Source organism: Chryseobacterium sp. SIMBA_029, assembly GCF_046535275.1.
GTDB lineage: Bacteria > Bacteroidota > Bacteroidia > Flavobacteriales > Weeksellaceae > Chryseobacterium.
The window spans coordinates 1-22,170 of sequence record NZ_JAWRXA010000010.1; the positions used below are offsets into that span (position 1 = coordinate 1).

At 34.7% G+C, this 22,170-nt stretch carries 19 protein-coding genes and 1 CRISPR repeat array (1 of these 20 only partly in view); of the genes, 7 read left to right on the top strand and 12 right to left on the bottom strand.

Features of this window, described 5'->3' with window-relative positions; genetic code table 11:
- Positions 1-475, bottom strand: a 475-nt coding sequence (locus SB679_RS17705) for a hypothetical protein (RefSeq protein WP_410703609.1), incomplete at its 3' end; no start/stop codon positions are given.
- Positions 476-478: 3 nt separating this feature from the next.
- A complete protein-coding gene (locus tag SB679_RS17710; protein ID WP_410703610.1) occupies positions 479-2,017 on the bottom strand; it encodes a T9SS type A sorting domain-containing protein in 1,539 nt (512 codons plus the stop codon).
- 406 nt (positions 2,018-2,423) lie between these two features.
- Here SB679_RS17710 and SB679_RS17715 point away from each other — a divergent pair, with 406 nt between their 5' ends.
- Complete coding sequence (locus SB679_RS17715) at positions 2,424-2,594, top strand: hypothetical protein (protein ID WP_410703611.1); 171 nt, start codon at positions 2,424-2,426, stop codon at positions 2,592-2,594.
- A gap of 211 nt (positions 2,595-2,805) precedes the next feature.
- Here SB679_RS17715 and SB679_RS17720 read toward each other — a convergent pair whose 3' ends face one another.
- The 8 genes from SB679_RS17720 to SB679_RS17755 form a co-directional block, all read right to left on the bottom strand.
- Positions 2,806-3,996, bottom strand: coding sequence for an NUMOD4 domain-containing protein (locus SB679_RS17720; RefSeq protein WP_410703612.1), 1,191 nt, complete (start codon positions 3,994-3,996; stop codon positions 2,806-2,808).
- 875 nt (positions 3,997-4,871) lie between these two features.
- Positions 4,872-5,033, bottom strand: coding sequence for a hypothetical protein (locus SB679_RS17725; RefSeq protein ID WP_156118350.1), 162 nt, complete (start codon positions 5,031-5,033; stop codon positions 4,872-4,874).
- Positions 5,034-5,064: 31 nt separating this feature from the next.
- Positions 5,065-5,235, bottom strand: a complete 171-nt coding sequence (locus SB679_RS17730) for a hypothetical protein (RefSeq protein WP_410703613.1) — start codon at positions 5,233-5,235, stop codon at positions 5,065-5,067.
- A 208-nt stretch (positions 5,236-5,443) separates the two neighbouring features.
- A complete protein-coding gene (locus SB679_RS17735) occupies positions 5,444-5,764 on the bottom strand; it encodes a hypothetical protein (RefSeq protein ID WP_410703614.1) in 321 nt (106 codons plus the stop codon).
- Positions 5,765-5,851: 87 nt separating this feature from the next.
- Entirely contained in the window at positions 5,852-6,040 is a 189-nt protein-coding gene (locus SB679_RS17740) for a hypothetical protein (protein ID WP_410703615.1), read from the bottom strand.
- 72 nt (positions 6,041-6,112) lie between these two features.
- A complete protein-coding gene (locus SB679_RS17745) occupies positions 6,113-6,991 on the bottom strand; it encodes a serine hydrolase domain-containing protein (RefSeq protein WP_410703616.1) in 879 nt (292 codons plus the stop codon).
- 55 nt (positions 6,992-7,046) lie between these two features.
- Positions 7,047-8,210, bottom strand: a complete 1,164-nt coding sequence (locus SB679_RS17750; RefSeq protein WP_410703617.1) for a P1 family peptidase — start codon at positions 8,208-8,210, stop codon at positions 7,047-7,049.
- 104 nt (positions 8,211-8,314) lie between these two features.
- Positions 8,315-9,223: an alpha/beta fold hydrolase gene (locus SB679_RS17755; protein WP_410703618.1), complete on the bottom strand. Its 909-nt coding sequence runs from the start codon at positions 9,221-9,223 to the stop codon at positions 8,315-8,317.
- A gap of 114 nt (positions 9,224-9,337) precedes the next feature.
- Here SB679_RS17755 and SB679_RS17760 point away from each other — a divergent pair, with 114 nt between their 5' ends.
- The 3 genes from SB679_RS17760 to SB679_RS17770 all read left to right on the top strand — a co-directional run bounded on the left by SB679_RS17760 (position 9,338) and on the right by SB679_RS17770 (position 11,927).
- Complete coding sequence (locus SB679_RS17760) at positions 9,338-9,778, top strand: Lrp/AsnC family transcriptional regulator (protein ID WP_410703619.1); 441 nt, start codon at positions 9,338-9,340, stop codon at positions 9,776-9,778.
- A gap of 479 nt (positions 9,779-10,257) precedes the next feature.
- Positions 10,258-11,562 (top strand): DUF3945 domain-containing protein, encoded by a 1,305-nt coding sequence (locus SB679_RS17765; RefSeq protein WP_410703620.1) that lies wholly within the window; start codon positions 10,258-10,260, stop codon positions 11,560-11,562.
- Between the two features lie 77 nt (positions 11,563-11,639).
- Positions 11,640-11,927 carry a hypothetical protein gene (locus SB679_RS17770; RefSeq protein WP_410703621.1) on the top strand — a complete coding sequence of 96 codons (288 nt, stop codon included), beginning with the start codon at positions 11,640-11,642 and terminating at the stop codon, positions 11,925-11,927.
- A gap of 130 nt (positions 11,928-12,057) precedes the next feature.
- Here the strand turns inward: SB679_RS17770 and SB679_RS17775 are convergent, their stop codons facing one another.
- Entirely contained in the window at positions 12,058-12,969 is a 912-nt protein-coding gene (locus SB679_RS17775; protein WP_410703622.1) for a hypothetical protein, read from the bottom strand.
- Positions 12,970-13,035: 66 nt separating this feature from the next.
- Positions 13,036-16,047 (bottom strand): AAA domain-containing protein, encoded by a 3,012-nt coding sequence (locus SB679_RS17780; RefSeq protein ID WP_410703623.1) that lies wholly within the window; start codon positions 16,045-16,047, stop codon positions 13,036-13,038.
- A 401-nt stretch (positions 16,048-16,448) separates the two neighbouring features.
- Here SB679_RS17780 and cas9 point away from each other — a divergent pair, with 401 nt between their 5' ends.
- Genes cas9 through cas2 form a run of 3 tightly spaced genes read left to right on the top strand, consistent with a single transcriptional unit; the run spans position 16,449 to position 21,874 of the window.
- Positions 16,449-20,633 carry a type II CRISPR RNA-guided endonuclease Cas9 gene (gene cas9, locus SB679_RS17785; protein ID WP_410703817.1) on the top strand — a complete coding sequence of 1,395 codons (4,185 nt, stop codon included), beginning with the start codon at positions 16,449-16,451 and terminating at the stop codon, positions 20,631-20,633.
- A 12-nt stretch (positions 20,634-20,645) separates the two neighbouring features.
- On the top strand, positions 20,646-21,539 hold the full coding sequence (cas1, locus tag SB679_RS17790; protein WP_410703625.1) for a type II CRISPR-associated endonuclease Cas1: 894 nt from the start codon (positions 20,646-20,648) through the stop codon (positions 21,537-21,539).
- Positions 21,536-21,874 carry a CRISPR-associated endonuclease Cas2 gene (cas2, locus tag SB679_RS17795; RefSeq protein WP_123880394.1) on the top strand — a complete coding sequence of 113 codons (339 nt, stop codon included), beginning with the start codon at positions 21,536-21,538 and terminating at the stop codon, positions 21,872-21,874. Before cas1 ends, cas2 begins: the two co-directional genes overlap by 4 nt.
- 57 nt (positions 21,875-21,931) lie before the next feature.
- Positions 21,932-22,170: a CRISPR direct-repeat array (repeat unit 47 nt; unit sequence GCTGTGACTAATCACGAAGATAATAATTTTTGAAAGCAATTCACAAC) (it continues 2,427 nt past the right edge of the window).

Sequence of the window (22,170 nt, forward strand, 5' to 3'; positions counted from 1 at the left end):
CATCCCTTTTTATTCTAAATTTACCGGAGAGACCGGGAAGATTATAATAGTAGAGGTCATCAAATTCATTCTTTTGATAAAACACTGCTCCCGCATTATCATAGCATTCATCCAGCCCCATAATAATCTTTTTGTATATTACTCCTGCACCGAAAAATGACCAACCACTTCCCACATCACTAGCAAGCTCTTCATCATCAGCAAGTTCTGAAGCATTTCTTATATTATAACTCAAATTAAGTGGCCAGCTGATTCCACCGTCTGAAATAGGAGCATTTAAGAGTGAGATTCCAATATCAGGAAGACCTGTGGCCAACGATATTGGAACATCGGAATACTGGGACATCGAAGCCATAGAAGGCGAGGCTATCGGAGTAGTTACCACATCTCCCACGCTCGATTGTGCATATGCTTCCTGTATTCCAAGAATCAGAAAAAGGGAAAGTAGACCAATTTTTATATTATTTATTTTCATTATTTATTTCTTAATCAATTTTGCACTAGCGGTTTTGTTTGTATCCGTCTTTATCACCACCAGATAAGCTCCCTGAATCAAATTCTGCGTATTGATTTTGGTGATTTTGTTTCTGGTGTTTAGTGTTTGGAGCTGTCTACCGCCCATATCATACAGGGTGATATCCGCTTCTTTGAAATCAAAGCCTGTTTCTACATAGGCATAATCGGAAACCGGATTCGGGTAGATTTTGATTTCCTGTTTTTCGATCAACTTGTCGATCTGACTGTCACCAAGCTTTACAATTTTCCAGTTCTCTTTTCCGAGTTCCTCGGCACTCGTTCCTGCCAGTATAATGGAACCGTCTCTGTTGAGTTTGAGATCAGATAATCTTTCTTCTTTCTTTCTGGATTCTCCTTTTACATATTTTCTCCACTGCTCATTGCCATCCTGATTTAAGTACAGCATCCAGAAGGTCTCATCATCACCTTCTATTCTGCCTTCTGCCTGAGTGTACCCACCGAGTAGAATTCCTTTTGAAGATTTATCATCAGATGAATGCAGGACACTCATTCCCATCAGCACATCTCGATTTTTGAAATTATAGGATTTTTGCCATATCTCTTCACCTCTTTCATTCAGTGAAATCAACCACAAATCGGTTCCTTCTTCAATTCCAACAGATTTGTTACCTGATCTTTCGGATCTGGATTCTCCACCGATAATGTATCCGTTTGGGGTCAGGGCTAAAGTTCTCAAATGATCATCTCCTTTTCCACCATAATTCTTTTCCCATTCAACTTTCCCATCTTTATTGAATTTGATGATCCAGTAATCTCCTTCACCAAAGTTTTCGGTCTTCTTTGAACCTCCGATATTGCTTCTGGAGTAAATCCCTAACAATGCACCTCCGTCTTTCGTTGGAATCATCTTTTCAACTTCATCAAGCCCTTTCCCGCCTAAAATTAATTGTGACAGTTCTTTTCCGTTTTTGTCGAGTTTTATAATCAAAACATCTTTTGAGCCATATCCTTTAGCCGAATTTTGTACATTTCCGGTAACAAAAAATCCTAAATCTGTGGTTTGAATCACGGATCTTGCTTCTTCATCAGAAGAACTTCCCAATGTTTTTTGCCAAAGCTCATCTCCGAATTCATTGATGCGAATCAGCCAGATATCAGAACCACCTTTGGAATCATCTTTTTTATCTAAACCCCTGTTTGAATATGAAGTTCCTGAGAGTAAAAACCCTCCCTCCTGAGTCGCAACGGTTGAGGATAAAAAGTCATGGTTATTTCCTGAAAAATATTTTTCCCAAACCTGATCACCTTGCTGATTCAGTTTTACTAAATGAAAATCGTAGCCGTTGTTTTGCTTGTTGTCTTGTAGTTTATTGCTCTGAATCGAACTTCCTGTAATAAGGTATTGCTGATCGATGGTGGTGGTAACCTGGCTTAGAAAATCCTGTGTCGAGGATTTAATGTCCTTCTGCCACAATACTTCCTGGGCAGATATACCCAAGACCGTGCACATTGAAAGTACACTCGTGTAGAGTTTTCTCATCTATTTTGTGTTTTGAATTTAATGATAGTTTTTATTATTATAATCTTGCAAATTTAACACTTTTTAGTAATTATTCTGATTGTACTTAAAAGATTTAATGTAATTGTATCACTATTTGATCTAAATTGTTATAATACAAAGGTATTTCAGCAAAGCGACAGATCTTGTCGTGTTATAAATAGTTCTTGAATCATTAAGATTTTTCTTTGTTAAAGTACTTTTTCAATCTATCTGTAATAGAAAAGTTAATGTAGTAGAAGAGACGTTTAGAGATTATTGTGATGTCGCATTGAGTGGACTGTTTTGGCTGCCGATGGCGTTTAGTCACTGGTCGTTTAGAATAGTTATTATTATCTACAGTAATAAAATTGACGCTGTAGTTATTTTATTGCTAAAACAGTACAATATGAATACTCTCCTAAAAAAAGCAAGAATGCCCTTTTTATTACTCCTACTTCTATTTTTTGGGAATTTCCTGGCACAAAGTACCGCTGACAGCATCGATATCTTCTGGAGGGGAAATGAGGTTACGGACTATAGGGAGAAGATTGCTACCTTTACAAACCTGAGCAGGTAGATTGGGAGGGTAGTAGAGAAGATAGGTTTAAGTAGGGATAAGCTCAGGGAGATGGGTGCTTTGGAGCCGATGCTTAAAGGCTATGGTAGATGGAGAAGTTAAAGGCAGGGGAGACGATGTATATTCATGGGCTTATGGATAGGAATGGGAAGACATATCAGAGGAATATTAGTCGTGATTAGGGTATTGAAGACAAAACAAGATCATATCATTAGCCTTTTTTTCGTAACATCTCCTTTTTTCGATTAACTAATGAACTGAAGGAGCATAATGAGAGTTTTGAAATATCGATATCCCATGACGTTTTATTTTGATTATCAATAACCAGCGTTCTGTCATTCATATCAAATTTCTCTACAAAACAATAATAAAGCAAACGGGAAATCATTAGCAGAGTTCTTTTCTTCTTTCGATTGAGCCTTATATAAAGATACTGGGTATCATCTTTACCCATTAAATTAAGAGACATTATCTGTTCTTCACCGTAAAAAATGTTATGATCAGAAGTCCAGCCACTCAATCGTTTTATTCTTCCTTTATCGGAAATCATATACCGATGTTCAAATCCAGGTATGGGCTTCCAATGTTCCTCCGGAAGATTTTTGAGTGAAAGATTCAGACACGCTGGAGGATTGTCTTTATCAATGGAAGGCTTGCCTAACTTTTCCCACAGAGAATGGTTCAGTATAGGGTCTGGATTAAGTACTTGATTTAATGTCTTCCATAGAAAATCTTCTTTTTGGGGAGGATAGTCTTTTAAAAACCACCGAAAGCCACCTGCAGTAAAACTTTTCTTTTGCAGGACATATAAAATATTTCTGCAACCAAGACCAAGAGCCTTATCTGCGGCGTAAATACTTTCGAAAGTCTTTACCCAATCACCTTGGACCGTATATTGACTGACCGGTTTCTGGTATTCAATATTTCGGTTTTTTACGCGGTTTCTTTCAACTGCCTTAACAGATTTTTCTCTGCTTGACAGCAGTTGCAAATTTTTATAATGCAGATGAACACTATTACCGTCTTTATAGGAAATAGCAACGGAAGTGTTTTTTAGATTGAACTTTTCCACAAAATAATAGTAGACCAGGCGGGCTACAGACTTATTATAATGGATACCTTTTAATGAAAAACTGCATTGTACACGATAAAAAGATTGATTAAGATATTTATTAAAATACTTTTTGAATGACGGCTTTTTAATCAGTTCATATTCTTTCCGGAAACTGCCATTGGGGAACTCTGTCCAACGCTCAAGACTTTTCACACGTCCGAAATTGGAAATGGCATAACTATCAAAATCCTGAATAATCTTCCATTCTTCTCCGGGAAGATTTTTTAGGGAAGTATTGTAAAGAACTTCATTTAAGTAGGGGTCTTCTATGTCTGGCAGTGTCTTCATAGATTGAAAAATTTCTTTTATAACTGTTTCTTTTCTGTAAGCTAAAGTTTTGATAGAACAAAAATAAAAATTACGTTCCGGAAAAACAGGGAATGTGGTAGTGTGGAAAGTTACGTTAATTGAGAGTTTAATCGTATAACTTACTGAATGGAGTTTTTGGAACCATTATTTGGGAGTATTAAAGATTAGTCTTTTCTAATGTTTTTTACTAACTTTCTTTGTCTATTGTAACATCAAAAGGAATTCTGGTTGGTGGATTCTTGATGAAATAATCTTTAATACAGGCATTTTTGAAATATTTATTTATAAATTTTAGGTTGCTATATAATACGACAGATTTTGTCGTTGTGCGGGTATACCTTATATTATTGGGGAGAAGCATAAAAAACTCAGGTAAGTGATAAAATTTATATTTAATCTTATAGTAGAGACTTGCAGGTGTGTTCTTAAGTCGGGTGACGACTACTATAGATCAGCAGTATCTTATTACAGGAAGTAGTATTCAAAGCAGTAAGCTGTTTTTGTCATATAAAGCATAATCTATTCAGATATCCTCCATAGTCCTTGTTTGGAATAGATACGGCTCTTTCTGAACGATTTGAAGCTATTTGTATGTATTATAATATGGCTTGTTATGCAATATATATATGTACAATTCATGAATTAATTATGAATCTATATAAATAAGACATTCGAGATATCATAAGTGTTACATCGTGAGCCAGATAGTACTGTAGATATCTTGAATTATAATGAGAAAAGCTATAAACAGAAGTCAGCTCAAATAGAGCGATATACTAAATATGTTTATACAATCAGCCCGGATAGATTGTCTGTTTATCCGGGCAGGCTGAAGTTTAAATAAAAATTAATCCTTAAGCAGGACAGATAGGATATCCTCCGTTTGGACATTTTAATGTACAGTCCCTTAGGACATAGCCACCATTGGAAAGTCTGCAAACTCCCTGTACATTACCTCCGGCAATACTTTTCAATTGTTCTCTGGAAAGGCTTTTTTGATTTCTTAAATTTTTCATTGTACTATTTTTTGGTTAATAAATATGTTAATTATTGTGGGCATACCACTGCCGGGCATGCACTAAGGGTTGGACACCGGGGGATCCCGGCAGGAGGGCAGCATTCATATGAACATTCTTTGACAGTGATATTCATTCCATTGCCCATAACATTTTTTAAATACTCTCTTGAGAGTACTTTTCTGTTTTCTGATTTTTTCATTTTAAGATTTTTAGGTTAGTTATGATTTACGGATAATTACTTATTTTTCTATCATGTATTTTGATCTTTTTGGAGATTTGATTCGAATGAATAATCAGTACTGTTGGAGTAAAGATCATATTATAATTGATTAATAATGCTTTACTTTCTAAAGAATAAAGACTGAAAAACCTTTGAATCAAATTTTTTACTACCAGATTTATGAAGCTCAGTCAGTATACTTTATAACATCAGCTTTCTCATAAGCAGAAGCCGTTTTTTCTTCGGTAAAATAAACACCGGAAAAGATAACAGCATCGGCACCTACTGATTTTGCCTTTTCCATGATTTTTTCTTTTGCCTTATTGTCTTTGTTTCTTGCAATTGTAATAATCCTTCCAACTGTTTTATACGGATGGGCAACATCTTTTTCCTTATAATAAACATCAATTTTGTCTGAAGGTTTATTCGTTTCTCCGGTATAAGAAATGGTGCTGCAGGATATCAGTACTGAAAGCAAAGTAAAAGTGAGAATGTGATTGATTTTCATATCTTTATTTTTAAAATTATTTTTGTCCAACCGAACGAGACGGGATCAACAAAATCTGTCTTTTTTTGAATATGCCTAAGGCTTTTATCAGAAAAATAAGTTGAAAGTATCTTTTGCATTAAGTAATGCAACTACTTTTGGAGACCATGTGTTGAGAAGTATGCATACCGTTACTTTTTGCTTTGGAAAATAATAGGATTTACCGCCAAAGCCAAATACGTGTCCGTCATGACCCAGGGCCACTCCTTGGTTGGTATCCAGTTTCATTAATCCCAACCCATACTGTTTATTGTATTTTAAGTCTGGTTCAAGGCGATCAGGATCATTATCCACAAAAGTCTGAAGCTGCTACATTGAAGCAGGAGAAAGTATTTTATTCGTTAACAGGTTCTCCAAAAATTGAGCTACATCAGAAGATGTTGAAATCATTCCGCCGTCAATTGCTCCTTCACCTCCGATTCCGTTATTATCTATATGAGTTACTTCAGTCACTGGCTCAGCAGCGGTTTCAGCATAATAGGATCGGGTGAGCTGATCCGGAAGCAGAGTACTTGCTGTCGTATTTTTCAACCCTAAGGGGGTAATTATTTTCTCGGTAATTACCTGATAGGGAGGTTTTCCCGTTACTTTTTTTATAACCAGAGAAAGCAGAAGATAATTGGAATTGCTATAATATCCCTTTCCAACCGGATCATCGGCAGGTTTATCATAGATCAGCTGAAGAGTCTGCTCTGCGGAATAATTGACAATACTTCCATCAAAAACACCGGGGGCGATATCCTGTAAATAATTCCGGATTCCTGCTCTGTGATTAAGGCACTGCTCAATGGTTACCTCATTAGCATTGGCAATACGGTCCGTAATAGTGTGGGGGAGATATTTATTGATTTTATCCTTGATATTCAGGAGACCTTCTTCCTGTAATTTCAGAATAGTTGTGGAGGCAAACATTTTCGTCATGCTCCCGATGCGGAGCCTGTTATTGGCAGACATCCTGATACCTTTTTCCCTGTCGGCCAGTCCGCCTGAACCGCTCCATGTTCCTTCGGGGGAAGTTACTGTAATGTTGACGCCCACAGCGCCGGCCGCTATAAACTGATCAACGATACGCTGATATTTTTTTGAATTTGGGTGCTCGGTGGGCACATCAATAGATTGATCATCCCTGCAGGAATTCATTGTAACAAAAGCAACAGTCAGAACTGTTAGAAACCATAGTTTTTTCATAGGAAAATTGTAAAGAGTTAGTATTAAATTAAACTGAAACAGATAAATTTCTCTTTTATGGTATTCTTTTATATTTTCTTAAAATATCGATCACAGGCTGACGGGGAAGGGCATACGATTTATTTCCATTGACACCTTCCATCGTTTCAGCCGCTAACATTGCGTTAATGATTGATTCTTCAGTGGCCTGTACAGTGGCTTCAAAAAGAGGATCCATTAAGTCATTGGGAAGTGATTCTACTCGTGAAAGGTTCTTTCTCTGGAAAGCAGTAGGATTAGCTGTTGAAAAAGCAATAAAAATATCTCCTGAGCTATTCATTCCATATCCACCTACTTTACCAATCCCCAGAGGAACTCTTGAGGCAAGACGTTTTAGCTGGTGCGGCAGCAATGGCGCATCTGTAGCGATAACTACGATAATAGAGCCATCACCCTCTTTCCTATAAGATTGAGAAGGCAGTTTTAATTCGCTGCCCACTGTATTCTCCAGTTCTTTTCCTACTGGTACACCAGCAATAGTCAATGATTCCTTCCTGCCAAAATTGGTCTGCACCAGGGCACCGACGGTATAGGCAGAATTTCCAATTTTCACAATCCTTGATGAAGTTCCTGTTCCTCCTTTGAAACCAAGACACATCATCCCGGTACCACCGCCTACATTTCCTTCTTCAATTTTACCGGATTTTGCAGTATTCAACGCCTCGTAAACATTGCTTTCTTTTACCTGAAAACCATAAATGTCGTTTAAAAAGCCATCATACGTTTCTGCAACAACAGGATACGTATACCACCAGTCTTCTTTATACCAATGCTTTTCAATAAACCATTTGAGAACAGCATCGCGCACAAGACCTACACTGTTGGTATTGGTAATCATAATAGGCGTTTCTAAAAATCCGGATTCTGTTATCCAGGTTGTTCCTGTCATTTCACCATTTCCGTTAAGTGAATACCAGTTGGCAAAAACAGGATTATTATTCCTTCCTCTGGGTAAAATGGCGGTAACACCTGTTCTCACTGGTCCTTTACCTATGTTATTTTTACCTTGTCCTGAAATAATAGTACTATAACCGACTTCAACTCCCTTTACATCTGTTATTGCATTAAATTCACCTGCTGTTCCGCCCAACGGAATTCCCATATCCCTGGCTCTTAATTTCTGGCCAAATGTTAAATTTTGCATATATATTAATAAAAGAAATAATGTTATTTTTTTCATAAAACGAATTTATATAAGATCTAAATCACTAAAAATATAGGAGAATCTATATGTGATTTTTTTTAATTTGTTAATTTTATTTGAAGATCGAATGATGATCGCTCTTAGCTGAGAAACTGTAAAAGTTCTTTTATAAATACCTCTGGATTTTCTTCAACGACCCAATGTGCTGTTTTAGGAATGCGTACTGACGTAACATTTTCTGCTACTTCTTCCATCATTTCTTTCATAAAAGGTCCGCTTGTGCTTATCATCCCACCAACAGCCAGAACGGGAATGGAGAGTTTACCATTTTTTGCCATGCTTTCTTTATTGTCCAGTATGTCTTGGTCAAATGAACGATAAACTTCCAGGCCGGCTTTCATAGCCCCAACTGAAGAATAAGCCTTACTAAAAATATCTATATCTGTTTCAGTAATGGCAGCGGTATTATAAATACGATAGTTGAAAAAGTATTGTAAATATTGCCGTTCACGACCAGCAATCAACATTTCAGGCAGGTCACATACATTATGGAATGCAAAATGCCACACTCTGTGATCTGTTCTTATTTTGTCAAATATTTTGGTGCCGGGTAAAGGAGCGTCTATTACCACCAGGTGAGATACGGATGTTCGGTATTGCTGTGCATAAGCATATGCAACCATTAATCCTATATCGTGTCCTATAAGGACTACCGGAACATCTATCTTCAGATGTTCCTTTAACAGCTGGTGAATATCACTGGCCATAGTGCGTTTATCATATCCGCCCGCAGGTTTCCAGGAATCTCCGGCTCCGCGATAATCCAAGGCAATAACACGAAATCCCTGATTAACCAATACAGGTATTACAAATCGCCATTCCCACCATGTTTGCGGAAAACCATGTATCAGAACAATTATATTCTCTCCATTTCCTGCTTCTGCATAATGTATACGTAATATACTGCTGATAACTGCCATCCCATGATTCAAGCTAACATCACCAGGTAATTCTTTATCTTTCATATTCTTATAGGTATGTTTCATCATTAAATTTTTATCTTTACAAAGATCTGGTGAGGACATTTAAATCAGACTATCATTTCGATAGAAGTAGCTGCTTCAAACTTTCGAATCAATGTTTTTTAATTATTTTATTTCGATATGCAATTAGATAAACTACACTACGCAATTTTAAACGAACTACAATTAAACGCCAGAGCGAGTAATGCTGAAATAGGCAGAAAAATAGGACTCACAGCTCCGGCTGTTGCAGAACGAATCAGAAAGTTACAGGAAGCAGGAATAATAAAAGGGTTCTCTGTTGTTATGGAGTATTCTAAACTTGAATACTTACAAAATGTATTGATTACAGTAAAGCTACAACCCAATATGGTCCCGTCTTTTTTAAAAGAGACTGAAAAAATAGAAGGGATTATAAAAATGTTTCATACCACGGGGGATTACTGTTTCTTTTTACATATGTTTCTGAAATCTACACAACAGCTTACTTTAGCTCTGGATCAGTTAGGTAAATTTAGTGAAACAACCACTTATTCTATTCTGTCGGTGCCTATTGATCACAAACCAATTACTTTTAAGTAGTGTTGACCCCATCAAAGAAATAAGACTAAATGAGGAGTAGAAATTTTTTTCTTATCAGTGATTTACAATAATTATTTAATTACAACAAAACTTTCTTTAACAAGAGTTTTGTAATAGTGGTGCGAAACTGCAACGTTCAACGGTATTTTTCAATAAAAAAACGAATCCTAAAGAATTGCTTGAAATAGATTTGTCAAATATTGATTATTCCCAAGTTTATAGAGACAGCAATACTATATTATTGAAAATGTATTGGGAAATTGGTCAGCTTACAATTATATGTTACATAGTAAGACTAAGCTGTGTTATATTTTTATTACAGGAAACATGTTTTCTTTTATTATAGATTAGATCCTGTGTATTAGTTTAAGTTTTCTGAAACACGATAACGCCGATCATTGTCAAGTAATGCCCTGGCTTACCGAATAATTGATGGATGACTATTGCTCTATAACTTGGTTTGCTTATACAGTATAGTTATGGAAAAGGAAAATAATAATGAACTGAGTGCGGTAGAAAAACGACGGGATACGCTACTTGTATTACATCACACTAGTAATACCATTGGAATGGTTGAGGGAGTGGATCAAAATGGAGAATTGAAAGACAGTAGTCTTAAAGAGGTACGTTCTGATCAGATAGTTCATTTGGATACAGAAGATAGGCCCTTTGCTCAAATGTTTAGTGAATTCTATCATCAGCTGAAAGACCCTGCTGATTTTTCATTTTTTAAGGTAACTGAGTATGAAGCTCATCAGACAGCTGTAGACTTGCAGCAGTATGTGGATCAGGCTTCAAAGGAGGAGAAACAACTGCTTAAGGAGTATGAAGTTTCTATTGATGCTGTAGAGGCTCATAGGGATCTTCTGGACGGAAATGAGGCTATGGACCATAGGGTAGAAGATCGCTACCTGTACAATCCTGAGCAGTTGGATTGGGCGATGATGGAGAAGGTTGGTTTGAGTAGGGATAAGCTCAGGGAGATGGATGCTTTGGAGCCGATGCTCAAAGGATATAAAACACCTATGCTCATTCCGGTGAAAATTAATATAGGCTCAGTAGCAACCCAGATGGAGGCTCGGCTTTCACTTCGGGTGACTCATGCAGGGAATTTAGAAGTCAGGTTTTATCCGGTTAGAAAAGTTCCTGATTTCACTGAGACTTTTTTAGGGCATGAGTTTACTGGCGAAGACCAAAGAAACCTGATGGAGAGTGGGAATATGGGACGGGTAGTGGATTTGGTATATCCTATCACGGGAGAAAAGATTCCTTCACTGATTTCCAGAGACAGGCTGACAAATGACCTGATAGCAGTTAGAACAAATGAGATGAGAATTCCACTGGTGATTAAGGGAGTGACTTTGAATGAAGAGCAGAAAAAGGTTCTTAGGGAAGGGAAGGTCCTGTTTATTGAAAATATGCTTTCCTCTAGGGGAACGCTCTTTAATGCAGCAGTTCAGTATAATGCGGATAAGCGGTACGTGGAGTTTTTGTTTAAGAAAAATAGTAGGAGTCTTAACGTCGGAGAGTTGAAGAGTGGTTTTAAGGTGGAGGTTCCGGGGATATTCAGAGGGAAGAAACTTAAAGTATGGCAGATGGAGAAATTGAAGGCAGGGGATACGGCGTATGTTGATGGGCTGGTGGATAGGAATGGAAAGAAATATCAGGGGTATTTGAGGTTTGATAGAAAGGTGGGGAAGTTTGAGTTTTCGTTTAGGAATGTTTGGAAGAAGGAGGAAGACTTTAAGAAGGCTTCCGGAAAATCGAAAGGGAGGAGGTTGTGAGGGGAAACTTTTCAATTTATATTTTATTTTACGACACGTTCTGTCGCATTACCGTTATAGCTTTGAAAAAATAGATTATGAAACTTAAAGCTACTATAAGGGAAGAAATTCATCCTGATGATAAAAGTATCATCGTAGAATTTCAGGGTGATGAAAATAAACGGCATTTCGAGTTGCAGTGTACATTCAATCCGTATCAACAAGGACTTCGTAAATGGGATACCTGGGAATTTAAAATACGCCTTGAATCAGAAATATTTATAGATCCTAAGACAGAGGATAAATCATATTTTACCCACTTATTTTGTGATCAGGCTACTGAAGTAAACTCACCATACATAAAGAGCCTATCTGTGGGTAGATAGGCTCTAAAACATAAATAGTTGAAGTAAAATTCAACTCTATAAATTTTACAGATTTTTCTTTATAATGGGAAAGGTATAAGTGTATGGAGGGCTTGATAGGAAGATAGTGAAGTTGAAGTAAGCTATCATATTATTGTGTTTGACCACACGTAAGGCATATTCCGTCCATGTCTATCACATTACCTTGACAATTTTTTTTGTTGCAATCTGATCTTTCTATTTCATTATCAAAATTGCAGTTTATACAGTAAACAATTGTTGAAAAAGGTTTATTGGGGTGAAGAAATGCCCATTTACTATATAAATTTCCATCTTTTGATTTTACTTCATGCAAGCAAGTAGGACAAAAATATCTTCTTCCGATTATATTAAAATTGACAAACTTTTTTAGTTGTTTAATACCAATAGTAGAATCAAGGAAATCCAAATATTTATATGATTGGATACTCTCAAAATTCCAATCATAATATCCAAAAAGAGGATTTGACTGAACCCAAGTTTTTATATCATTAAACCATTGATCCTTTCCAAAAAAATAAGTATAAGCTTTTAGGATATCATGTATAATATTACTGGGGTCACTTAAAATAGGGCTAGTTCCATGAATTGCTTTATTTCTAGTTTGCCTGATATCTTCAATAAATTGTATTGTTTCTAACTCTATTATATCACTACTTACAGCACAAAATGTATGCAGTAGATTTTCTCCGGCTATCGTAAACATTGTATTAAAATCTTTATTAATACTATCGGGCAGAGTTGGCCAATCAGATCTCTTTTGCTCCAGAAGCAAGTATGGGGAATTTTTAACAATAACACCTTTCATATATGCTTCAATTCCTTGATGTAATAAGATGAGTGACATTTTTAAAGTTACTTTGTTATGCTCCCAAACTTCATTTAGTGGGACTTCCTCGTATCTATTTTCATCGTCATATTCTTTATAGGAACTATAAATTTGAAAAACCAATTCAAATGCTTGAATAAGGCATTCTTTTGTAACTTTTTCAAAGTCCTCATAACTCGGTACATTGCTAATCATGATCTTAGAATTTTAAATATGTATCCGCTAAAAATGTATTAGTGAAATACTTCCTTTATGGGTAGTTTAAGAACTGCTGGCTTGAATTTTATGATCATACACGAGAAATTTTGAAAGTATTCCCGAAGGTGTTTTAGCTTTGTTATTAAGTATCCCGGTATTTGCAAAGACTATAAAATTATCCTTGGCTCTTGAAACTGCTACATTAAGCATATTGGGTTTGTTATTTCTATCAAAAAACATAGTGCCTTTATCCTCATCTCCATATACCATTGAAAATAAAACCAGAGGCCTTTCTGCTCCTTGTAGAGCATGAACAGTCCCAATTTTAAAATCATCTGTTTTAAACCCTGCCTGTTTTAGCGCAGTTTTTAAATTGTTTTTTTGTCCGGTAAAGGGAGTTATAATGCCGACAGCCTCTTCAACCGGTCCATATTTTTCTTGAATGTCTTGTTTATTTTTTATTAACCAATCCACAATTTCTCTGACCTCATTGGTGTTAAATCTGCTGCCATTTTCATTCTTTGTAGACTGGCCATCTACATGAATGCAGTACATAGGCGGAAACAGCAGATCCTTTTTTGCTTTGCCTCTCAGGGGGATGAGCTGCCCGTCATAAGCCAGTACGTTGCAGTAGTTAATGATTTCGTCATAGCATCTTCTATGTTCAGTAAGAAGAACTCCTTTTTCATGTACATTAGGCTCCTTAAACCCGCAGGCGTTTTGAGCCATTTTCATAATACTTCCAGTTGAAGAAAGAAAGCCTTTAGGATCAAATTCTTTCTCATAGATGGTATCATCATAGTCCTGAATGATTCCATTCTTTTTTAGGTTGCCAATATCAATTTTATGGGTTACATTCCATACGGGCTCTATCTGCTTTATATCTCCTACAATAACAGCCTGTTTGGCCAAAGCAAATGTTGCGATGCCAACTTCTGGAGAAACCTGGCCCGCTTCATCAACAATTAAAAGGTCAATAAAATCGAAAAGTGGGGGATTATCATACAGATTCTTACCATCATCGGCTTTTTTGAAAAACTTATAAAAGCTGAAAAACTTAGGTGCCATGTAAAAGGTACTTACAAAACAAGGGGTAAGCATGGCATGCCTTTGCCATCTCATCATCATGGGATCTTTTCCTTTTCCCTCAAATGATGAGTCTAAAAGACTGCTTTCAAGTTCTAAAAGATATCTTCCCTCCCAATAATGCAAAGCCAGCTGAAAGGCTTTATGACGCAATGAAATGTCGAGTTCATCGTAAAAGCAGTTGGCACTTACTTTTTTGTTTATTTTTAAGAACTCAAAATCCCAGTATTCCTCTTCTGTTCTTGGAGGGTTACCTTTAATCTGATTTTTGTTTTTCCATTCTTTCCAATTCTCTATGGAGCTGACAATACTCTTAGCCAATTTGATTTTGGAATCTATTTTTTCAAGAAGTAAGTCTTTCTTGAATACAAAAGCTTCAGGGAGTACAATCAGGAAGTCTCTCAGAATTATTTTTATCTCAGAAGCCCGGCTTTTTAATGCGGATTTTATTCCCAAAAAGCAAAAGAATTTTCTTAAGAATGGTTCATTGTTAAAATATGAAATAATGTCCTGTTCATTTTTCATGAGATCTTGGATGTCATTCTTGAGAATATTGTCATTTAATATCCCTTCCTTATAGTAATTTGAAAGTTTCGGGTTACTGAGAAGATAGTCGAATGTAAAAATATTTTCAGATTGTAAGTAGGCTTTCCACTTAATTCGAGAGTCTTTAAGGCTCTGTTCGATTGTAGAAATCTCTGATCGTAGTTTCTGTGTTACAGTACTGATGTTAAGGATAGACGAATTAAAATAAGCCTTACTTTTGTCTAAAAAATATTCTTTAGCCTTTTGCAGAAACTCTACATTTTCTATAGCATCAAAAAGGCCGTCTCCGCTTAACTTTTTGTAATTGATTCCTTTTAACTCAGCTTCCTTTTTTCTTGTAGAAGGTAAATAAGTAGCATAGCCATCAACATCCGGAATCCATCTGCCCTGTAGTTTTCCTTCTCTGGTATTGGACCTGGAAAAGCTGTCTATAATATTGGTGACCGCCTGGTTGTTGGTAGAGCAGGCAAGAATAACCGGAGCTTCTTTTTCTCGGAGTGCACTTTCAACCATTTTATTGGCAACAATGCTTTGCAGTAAGGTTGTTTTTCCTGTGCCTGGCGGGCCATTGACTGCAAAAACTGTATCGCTGGTGATTAACAGCGTATTGAGACTTTTTCTTTGTGAAATTGAGATCGGGAAGTCAAAACCCATCTGTCCGAGATGGAGCTCATTGGAGTCAATTAAATCAGGAACTGCAACAGGAGGCTTTTGATGATCGTTTTTTAAGGTAATAAGCGATTGTAAAAGCTGTGGAATATTCTTTTGACTGAGAATCTTCTCATAGAGTTCTATGATTCCTATAGCTGCATTCATTTCGTCTTGTGGAAGAAGTACTATGGCATTGAAAATTGCTTCATAAGATTCTGTGCGGTATTCAGAGAGATTCTGATGGATGACACTTTTAAATATATCTTTTACGTAATCGATATACTCAGTATATTTTGTGTAGTTCTCTTTTCCTAAAGTTGTCGCCAGATCAACATCTTCAACAGTACCAAATATAAATTCAGTTCTTTCATCAGCAAGGGGTTCAAGATATTTCCTTTGAAATAAGGGAAACATTTCATCAGGAATGTAAAGCTTACCATTTCTGTCCAGGTATGCGGAAAACCAAAAAGGAAATTTAGGCTTATTATCTTTTAAATGGACCAGATGATCGGATACAGGTTTAAGTTTGAAAGGAGCAATTACCACGAATAAATGATTTATAGCTATCCACTCTTCACTATCTTTACTTTTAATTCCTTTCTTTTCATTGATCCTTTTTTCTTCAAAATCAATGAGTGCATTGACTTTTTGAAGATCAGTAATAGATTCTTGTTCTATTTTAAAATCTTCGATTTCAAAATGTTGGTTGCCGTCAATTTCAATATGGGTAGTAAGAGAGTCTGATAAATTCTTTTTCCAGTAGGTCAGCCATTTAATATATTCCTGATTCATTTGTGATGGGTTGGTTATTAATAATCATATCCAACTAAATTAAAACATTTATATTAAATGGTTTTATGGGATTCCGTAAAAATGCACTTCATGATAAATAAGACTGGAACTGTGATAGATTAAAAACTTTTATTCTGAAAAGGTAGAAGAAACCGGAAATGTCGAAACACTTCGTTTAACTTTCTTAGAAAATCACAAAATGATGATGTAAAGAAAAATGCCCCGAAGATAGTCGAGGCTCTAAATGTTTTCACAACGGAATAATCCTTATTGTGAATTGCTTTTCAAAATTATTGATACAAATATAGACGAAAAATTCTTTAGTTGATTTACGGGAAACCTCATTTTTAATAAATTTTTTCTTTCTATTTTTATGTATTAGGAAAAACAAGATAACTATGATTAAAAATATACTTGGATTAGACTTGGGTGTTTCATCAATTGGATGGGCTGTTGTTCAGGAAGATTCTAAAAATCCTGAAAATAACAAAATTATCAAACTAGGTGTTCGTGTAAATCCATTGACCGTTGATGAGCAGTTAAATTTTGAAAAAGGAAAACCAATTACAACCAACGCTGGACGAACTTTAGCAAGAGGAGCAAGAAGAAACCTTCAAAGATTTAAATTAAGAAGGTATAATCTGATTGAGGTTTTAAAGAAAAATAATATCCTTAAAGAAACCGATTTGCTTACTGAAATTGGAAAAAACTCGACATTTCAAACTCAGGAAATGAGAGCTATATCGGCAAAGAAAAAAATAGAACTTTCTGAATTTGCAAGAGTTTTGCTTTTAATCAATAAAAAAAGAGGTTATAAAAGCAGTCGTAAATCTAAAAATGAAGAAGAAGGACAGATTATCGATGGAATGGCTGTTGCAAAAAAGCTATCTGAAGAAAATTTAACACCGGGAGAATATTCTTACAAAATTTTACAAGAAGGTAAAAAACAATTACCGGATTTTTATCGTTCGGACTTACAGTCAGAATTTGAGAAAGTATGGAATTTTCAAAAACAATTCTATCCGGAAATTATCAATAATGATCTTTATAAAGAATTACAAGGAAAGAATAAAAATGCGACTTGGGCAATTTTAAAAGAACCATTTTCTCTTGTTGGCATTAAGCAAATCGGAACGATGCAGGAGAAAAAAATAGAAAAATATCTTTGGAGAAGTGAAGCTGTGAAAAAACAATTAGATTTTGAAAGTCTAGCCCTTGTTTTTCAGGAGGTTAATAGTAATCTGAATAATTCAAGTGGTTATCTCGGCGCTATCAGTGACAGGAGCAAAGAATTGTATTTCAGTAATCAGACTGTTGGCGAATATTTATACCAACAATTGAAAATAAACCCACATACAAAACTTAAAAATCAGGTTTTCTACAGACAAGATTATTTGGATGAATTCGAAAAAATATGGGAAACTCAATCAGAATATTATAATGAATTAACCAAAGAATTAAAGGAAGAAATTCGCGATATTGTTATTTTTTATCAAAGGAAACTTAAATCTCAAAAAGGATTAATCAGTATTTGTGAGTTTGAAAACAGAGATATTGAAATAACAGAAAATGGAAAAACAAAAAAGAAAACAGTTGGTTTAAAAGTAGCCCCCAAGTCTTCTCCATTATTCCAAGAGTTTAAAATTTGGCAGGTTCTTAATAATTTAGAGTTTCAAAATATAGAATCTAAGGAAATTTTCCCTCTTGATTTAGATTTTAAACGATCGATTTTTGATGAAGTTAATATCAAGGGAAAGCTTTCAGCAAAGGATGTTTTAGATATTGTTGGATATTCTGGTAAAGAATGGAAAACTAATTGTAAAGATATTGAAGGTAATAATACCAATGAGAATTTATACAATGCTTTCCTGAGAATTATAGCGAACGAGGGAATTGAATTTCCAAAAGAATTTAAATTAACTATTGATGATGAAATTAAAGTTTCTAAGATAAACTCTTCTGCGGAAATCATAAAATTATTCGTCAAAGAAAAATTATCACAATTAGGAATCAATATTTCTATTTTGGATTTTAACCCTGAATTGGACGGAAATGATTTTGAAAAACAAACTTCCTATCAACTTTGGCATTTGTTGTATTCTTATGAAGGAGATGATTCTCCTTCCGGAAACGAAAAACTGTATGAACTTTTAGAGAAGAAATTTGGTTTCAAAAAAGAACATTCCATAGCATTAGCTGAAATTGGTTTCCCTAAAGATTATGGGAGCTTAAGTTCTAAGGCGATGCGAAAGATTTTTCCTTACATCAAAGAGCATAACTATAGCGATGCTAGTAATTATGCGGGTTATAATCATTCTAAAAATTCATTGACCAAAGAACAATTAGAAAACAGAGTTTTAAAAAAGGAATTGGAAATTCTTCCAAAAAATTCTTTAAGAAATCCTGTGGTTGAAAAGATTTTGAATCAAATGATAAATATTGTAAATGAAGTATCTAAAGAATATGGAAGACTTGATGAAATAAGAATAGAGCTTGCAAGAGAGCTCAAAAATAATGCGGACGAACGTGCTAATATGACTTCAGAAATCAATAAGGCAACAACACAACACCAGAAATATGCGGAGATTTTGAAACGAGAGTTTGGTATAAAAGCTCCTTCAAGAAATGATATAATTCGTTACAAGCTATACTTAGAGCTGGCAAATAATGGCTTTAAAGATTTGTATACTGATGTGAAAATTGAAAGAGAAAACTTATTTACGGATAAATACGATATAGACCACATTATTCCGCAATCTCGATTCTTTGATGATAGTTTCTCCAATAAAGTTTTAGTTCCACGAGGAGCCAATCTTAAGAAGGGAAATTTTACAGCTTTTGATTATCTTGAAATTGAAGGTAAAGAGAGATTAGAAAAATTCCTCAATATTATCAAAGAACTTTATGACAAGGGAGTTATTACCAAAGCTAAATATGCAAAACTTCAGAAAAAAGGTGCTGAAATAGGAGATGGTTTTATCGAAAGAGATTTACGAAACACCCAATATATAGCCAAAAAAGCCAAAGAAATACTTTTTGGAATAACTAATTCTGTAGTTTCCACTTCGGGAAGAATAACGGATAAACTTCGGGAAGATTGGAATCTTGTAAACACAATGAAAGAACTTAATTTGGAAAAATATAGAAAATTAGGTCTAACGGAAACGATTATTAATTCAAAAGGAGAGGAGAAACAAAGAATCATAGACTGGACCAAAAGAAACGACCACCGGCACCATGCAATGGATGCTCTGACAGTTGCTTTTACAACGCATAATCACATTCAATATTTGAATTATTTAAACGCGAGAAAAGATGAAAAACATAAGGAACATCAAAATATTTTTGCTATCGAAAATTTAATTACTAAAGTTTTTGAAAAGAAAAGTGGTTCAAAGGAAAGAAGGCTTATTGAACCCATTAAAAATTTTAGAATTAATGCTAAAAAACATTTGGATGAAGTATTGATTTCTCATAAAGCTAAAAATAAAGTCGTTACCAAAAATATCAATAAAGTTAAGAAAAAAGGAAGTGTAGTTTTAAAAACAGAACTTACGCCAAGAGGGCAGCTTCATAAAGAAACTATTTATGGAAGTTCAAAGTTCCTTAAAACCAGAGAAGAAAAAATTTCGGGAAAATTCGATTTAGAAACTATTAATAAAGTTCAGAATGAAAAAGTTAGAAATCTATTATTAATGAGATTTCATGAATTCAGCGGAGATCCTAAAAAGGCATTTACAGGGAAAAATATGATTTCAAAAAATCCAATATTTCTTGATGAAGAGAAGACTGAGCAATTATCTGAAACGGTCACTTTAGCTTGGTATGAAACAGGTTATACTATCAGAAAAGTTATTAATCCGGATAATTTTAAAGATTATAAAAATATTGAAAAGGTTACTGATAAACGAGTTCGTGATATTTTAACAGAAAGATTAAAAGAGTTTAACGGAAATTCTAAAGAAGCTTTTTCAGATTTGGATAAGAATCCAATTTGGCTTAATAAGACTAAAGGGATTATTCTGAAAACAGTTACGATAAACGGAATTAATAATGCTGAAGCTTTACATTATAAAAAGGATCATTTAGGAAAAGATATTTTAGATGAGAGTGGAAAGAGAATAGCTGTTGATTTTGTAAGTACGGGAAATAATCATCATGTAGCTATTTATGAAGATGTAGAAGGAAACTTCCAGGAAAGAGTAGTAAGTTTCTATGAAGCTGTTGAAAGAGTAAATCAAGGTCTTACCATTATTGATAAATATTATAACCAAGATTTAGGATGGAAGTTTCTTTTTACAATGAAACAGAATGAAATGTTTTTATTTCCTTCTGAAGATTTCAATCCAAAAGAAATTGATTTGTTTGATGAAAAGAATCTGGGTTTGATTTCTAAGAATTTGTTTAGAGTACAGAAGTTTACAATAAGAGATTACTTCTTTAGACATCATTTAGAAACTACTGTGGAAGATAGTTCTAAACTAAAAGGAATTACTTGGAGAAGAGAAGGGTTGAGCGGGCTAAAAGGAATTTTAAAAGTACGACTGAATCATTTGGGTAAAATAGTTCAAGTAGGAGAATATTAAAATTTTAAAAATATGATTACCCGCTCAATCTATATAGGCAATCCTGCATATCTAAAGCTTAAAGATGAGCAGATGAAAATTTTTTGCCCAGAAACAAAAGCTGAGAAGGGGAGCGTTCCTGTCGAAGATCTGGGATTATTGATGTTGGATCATTTTCAGATTACCATTTCACATAATTTAATTCAGAAAATGATGGGAAATAATGTTGTTCTGATTAGCTGTGATAATCATCATTTGCCACACGGAATGATGTTGCCAATTTATGGACATACAGAACATTCCGATAGGGTAAAAGATCAACTGGAAGCAAGTGAGCCTTTAAAAAAACAACTTTGGAAACAAACCATAGAATGTAAAATTGAAAATCAGAAAAATGTCTTAGTAAAATTAGGGAATTATTACGAACCAATGATTGGGTATCAAAATAATGTGAAGTCCGGCGATATTACTAATATGGAAGGAATTGCTGCTCAACATTATTGGAAATATTTGATTAGTTTGGATTTTCTTAGAGAGCGTTTTGGTGATTTTCCCAATCAGTTTTTCAATTTTGGGTATTCTGTTTTGAGGAGTATTGTGGCAAGAGCAATTGTTGAGACGGGTTTATTACCTGTTCTTGGCATTTTTCATAAAAATAAATATAATCCTTACTGTCTTGCCGATGATATAATGGAACCTTATCGTCCGTTTGTTGATTTATTGGTAATGCAGTGGTTGGTGACAAATCCTACAACAGAAGAATTGAATAAAGAATTTAAAGCTCATATTCTTCAAATCGCCACAAAAGATATAAAAATTGATGATAAAATTAGACCATTATTAGTGGCAGTAAAAACAACTGTAACTTCACTTTATAAGTGTTATACAGGAGAAAAACGTCTTATTTCTTATCCTGAATTACTATGAATGCCGAAAGGTTTAATGCTTACCGAATTATGTGGGTTTTAGTATTATATGATTTACCAACAGAGACTAAAGCCAATATGAAGGATGCGAATCGCTTTCGGAAAGCTTTAATCGATGATGGATTTACATTATTTCAGTTTTCTATGTATGTTAGGCATTGTCCAAGTCGTGAAAATGCTGAAGTTCATATTAAAAGGGTAAAATTTATGTTGCCAAAAGCGGGGAAAGTCGCTATAATGTCCATTACCGATAAGCAATTTGGTGACATTGAAATTTTCTTTGCTAGAAATAAAGAAGAACCACCTCCAACTTTTCAACAGCTTGAATTATTCTAAATTTTGAATCCTAAAAACAAAAACAATCTATTGAAAATCAGTAGATTGTTTTTTGAGGCTGTGACTAATCACGAAGATAATAATTTTTGAAAGCAATTCACAACATAATACAGATTACACTAAAACACCAAATTGCTGTGACTAATCACGAAGATAATAATTTTTGAAAGCAATTCACAACGGGACATCTAATACAATAAAATCATCATAGGCTGTGACTAATCACGAAGATAATAATTTTTGAAAGCAATTCACAACTAACTGGATGATGTATGGCGGCATTTTATCGCTGTGAC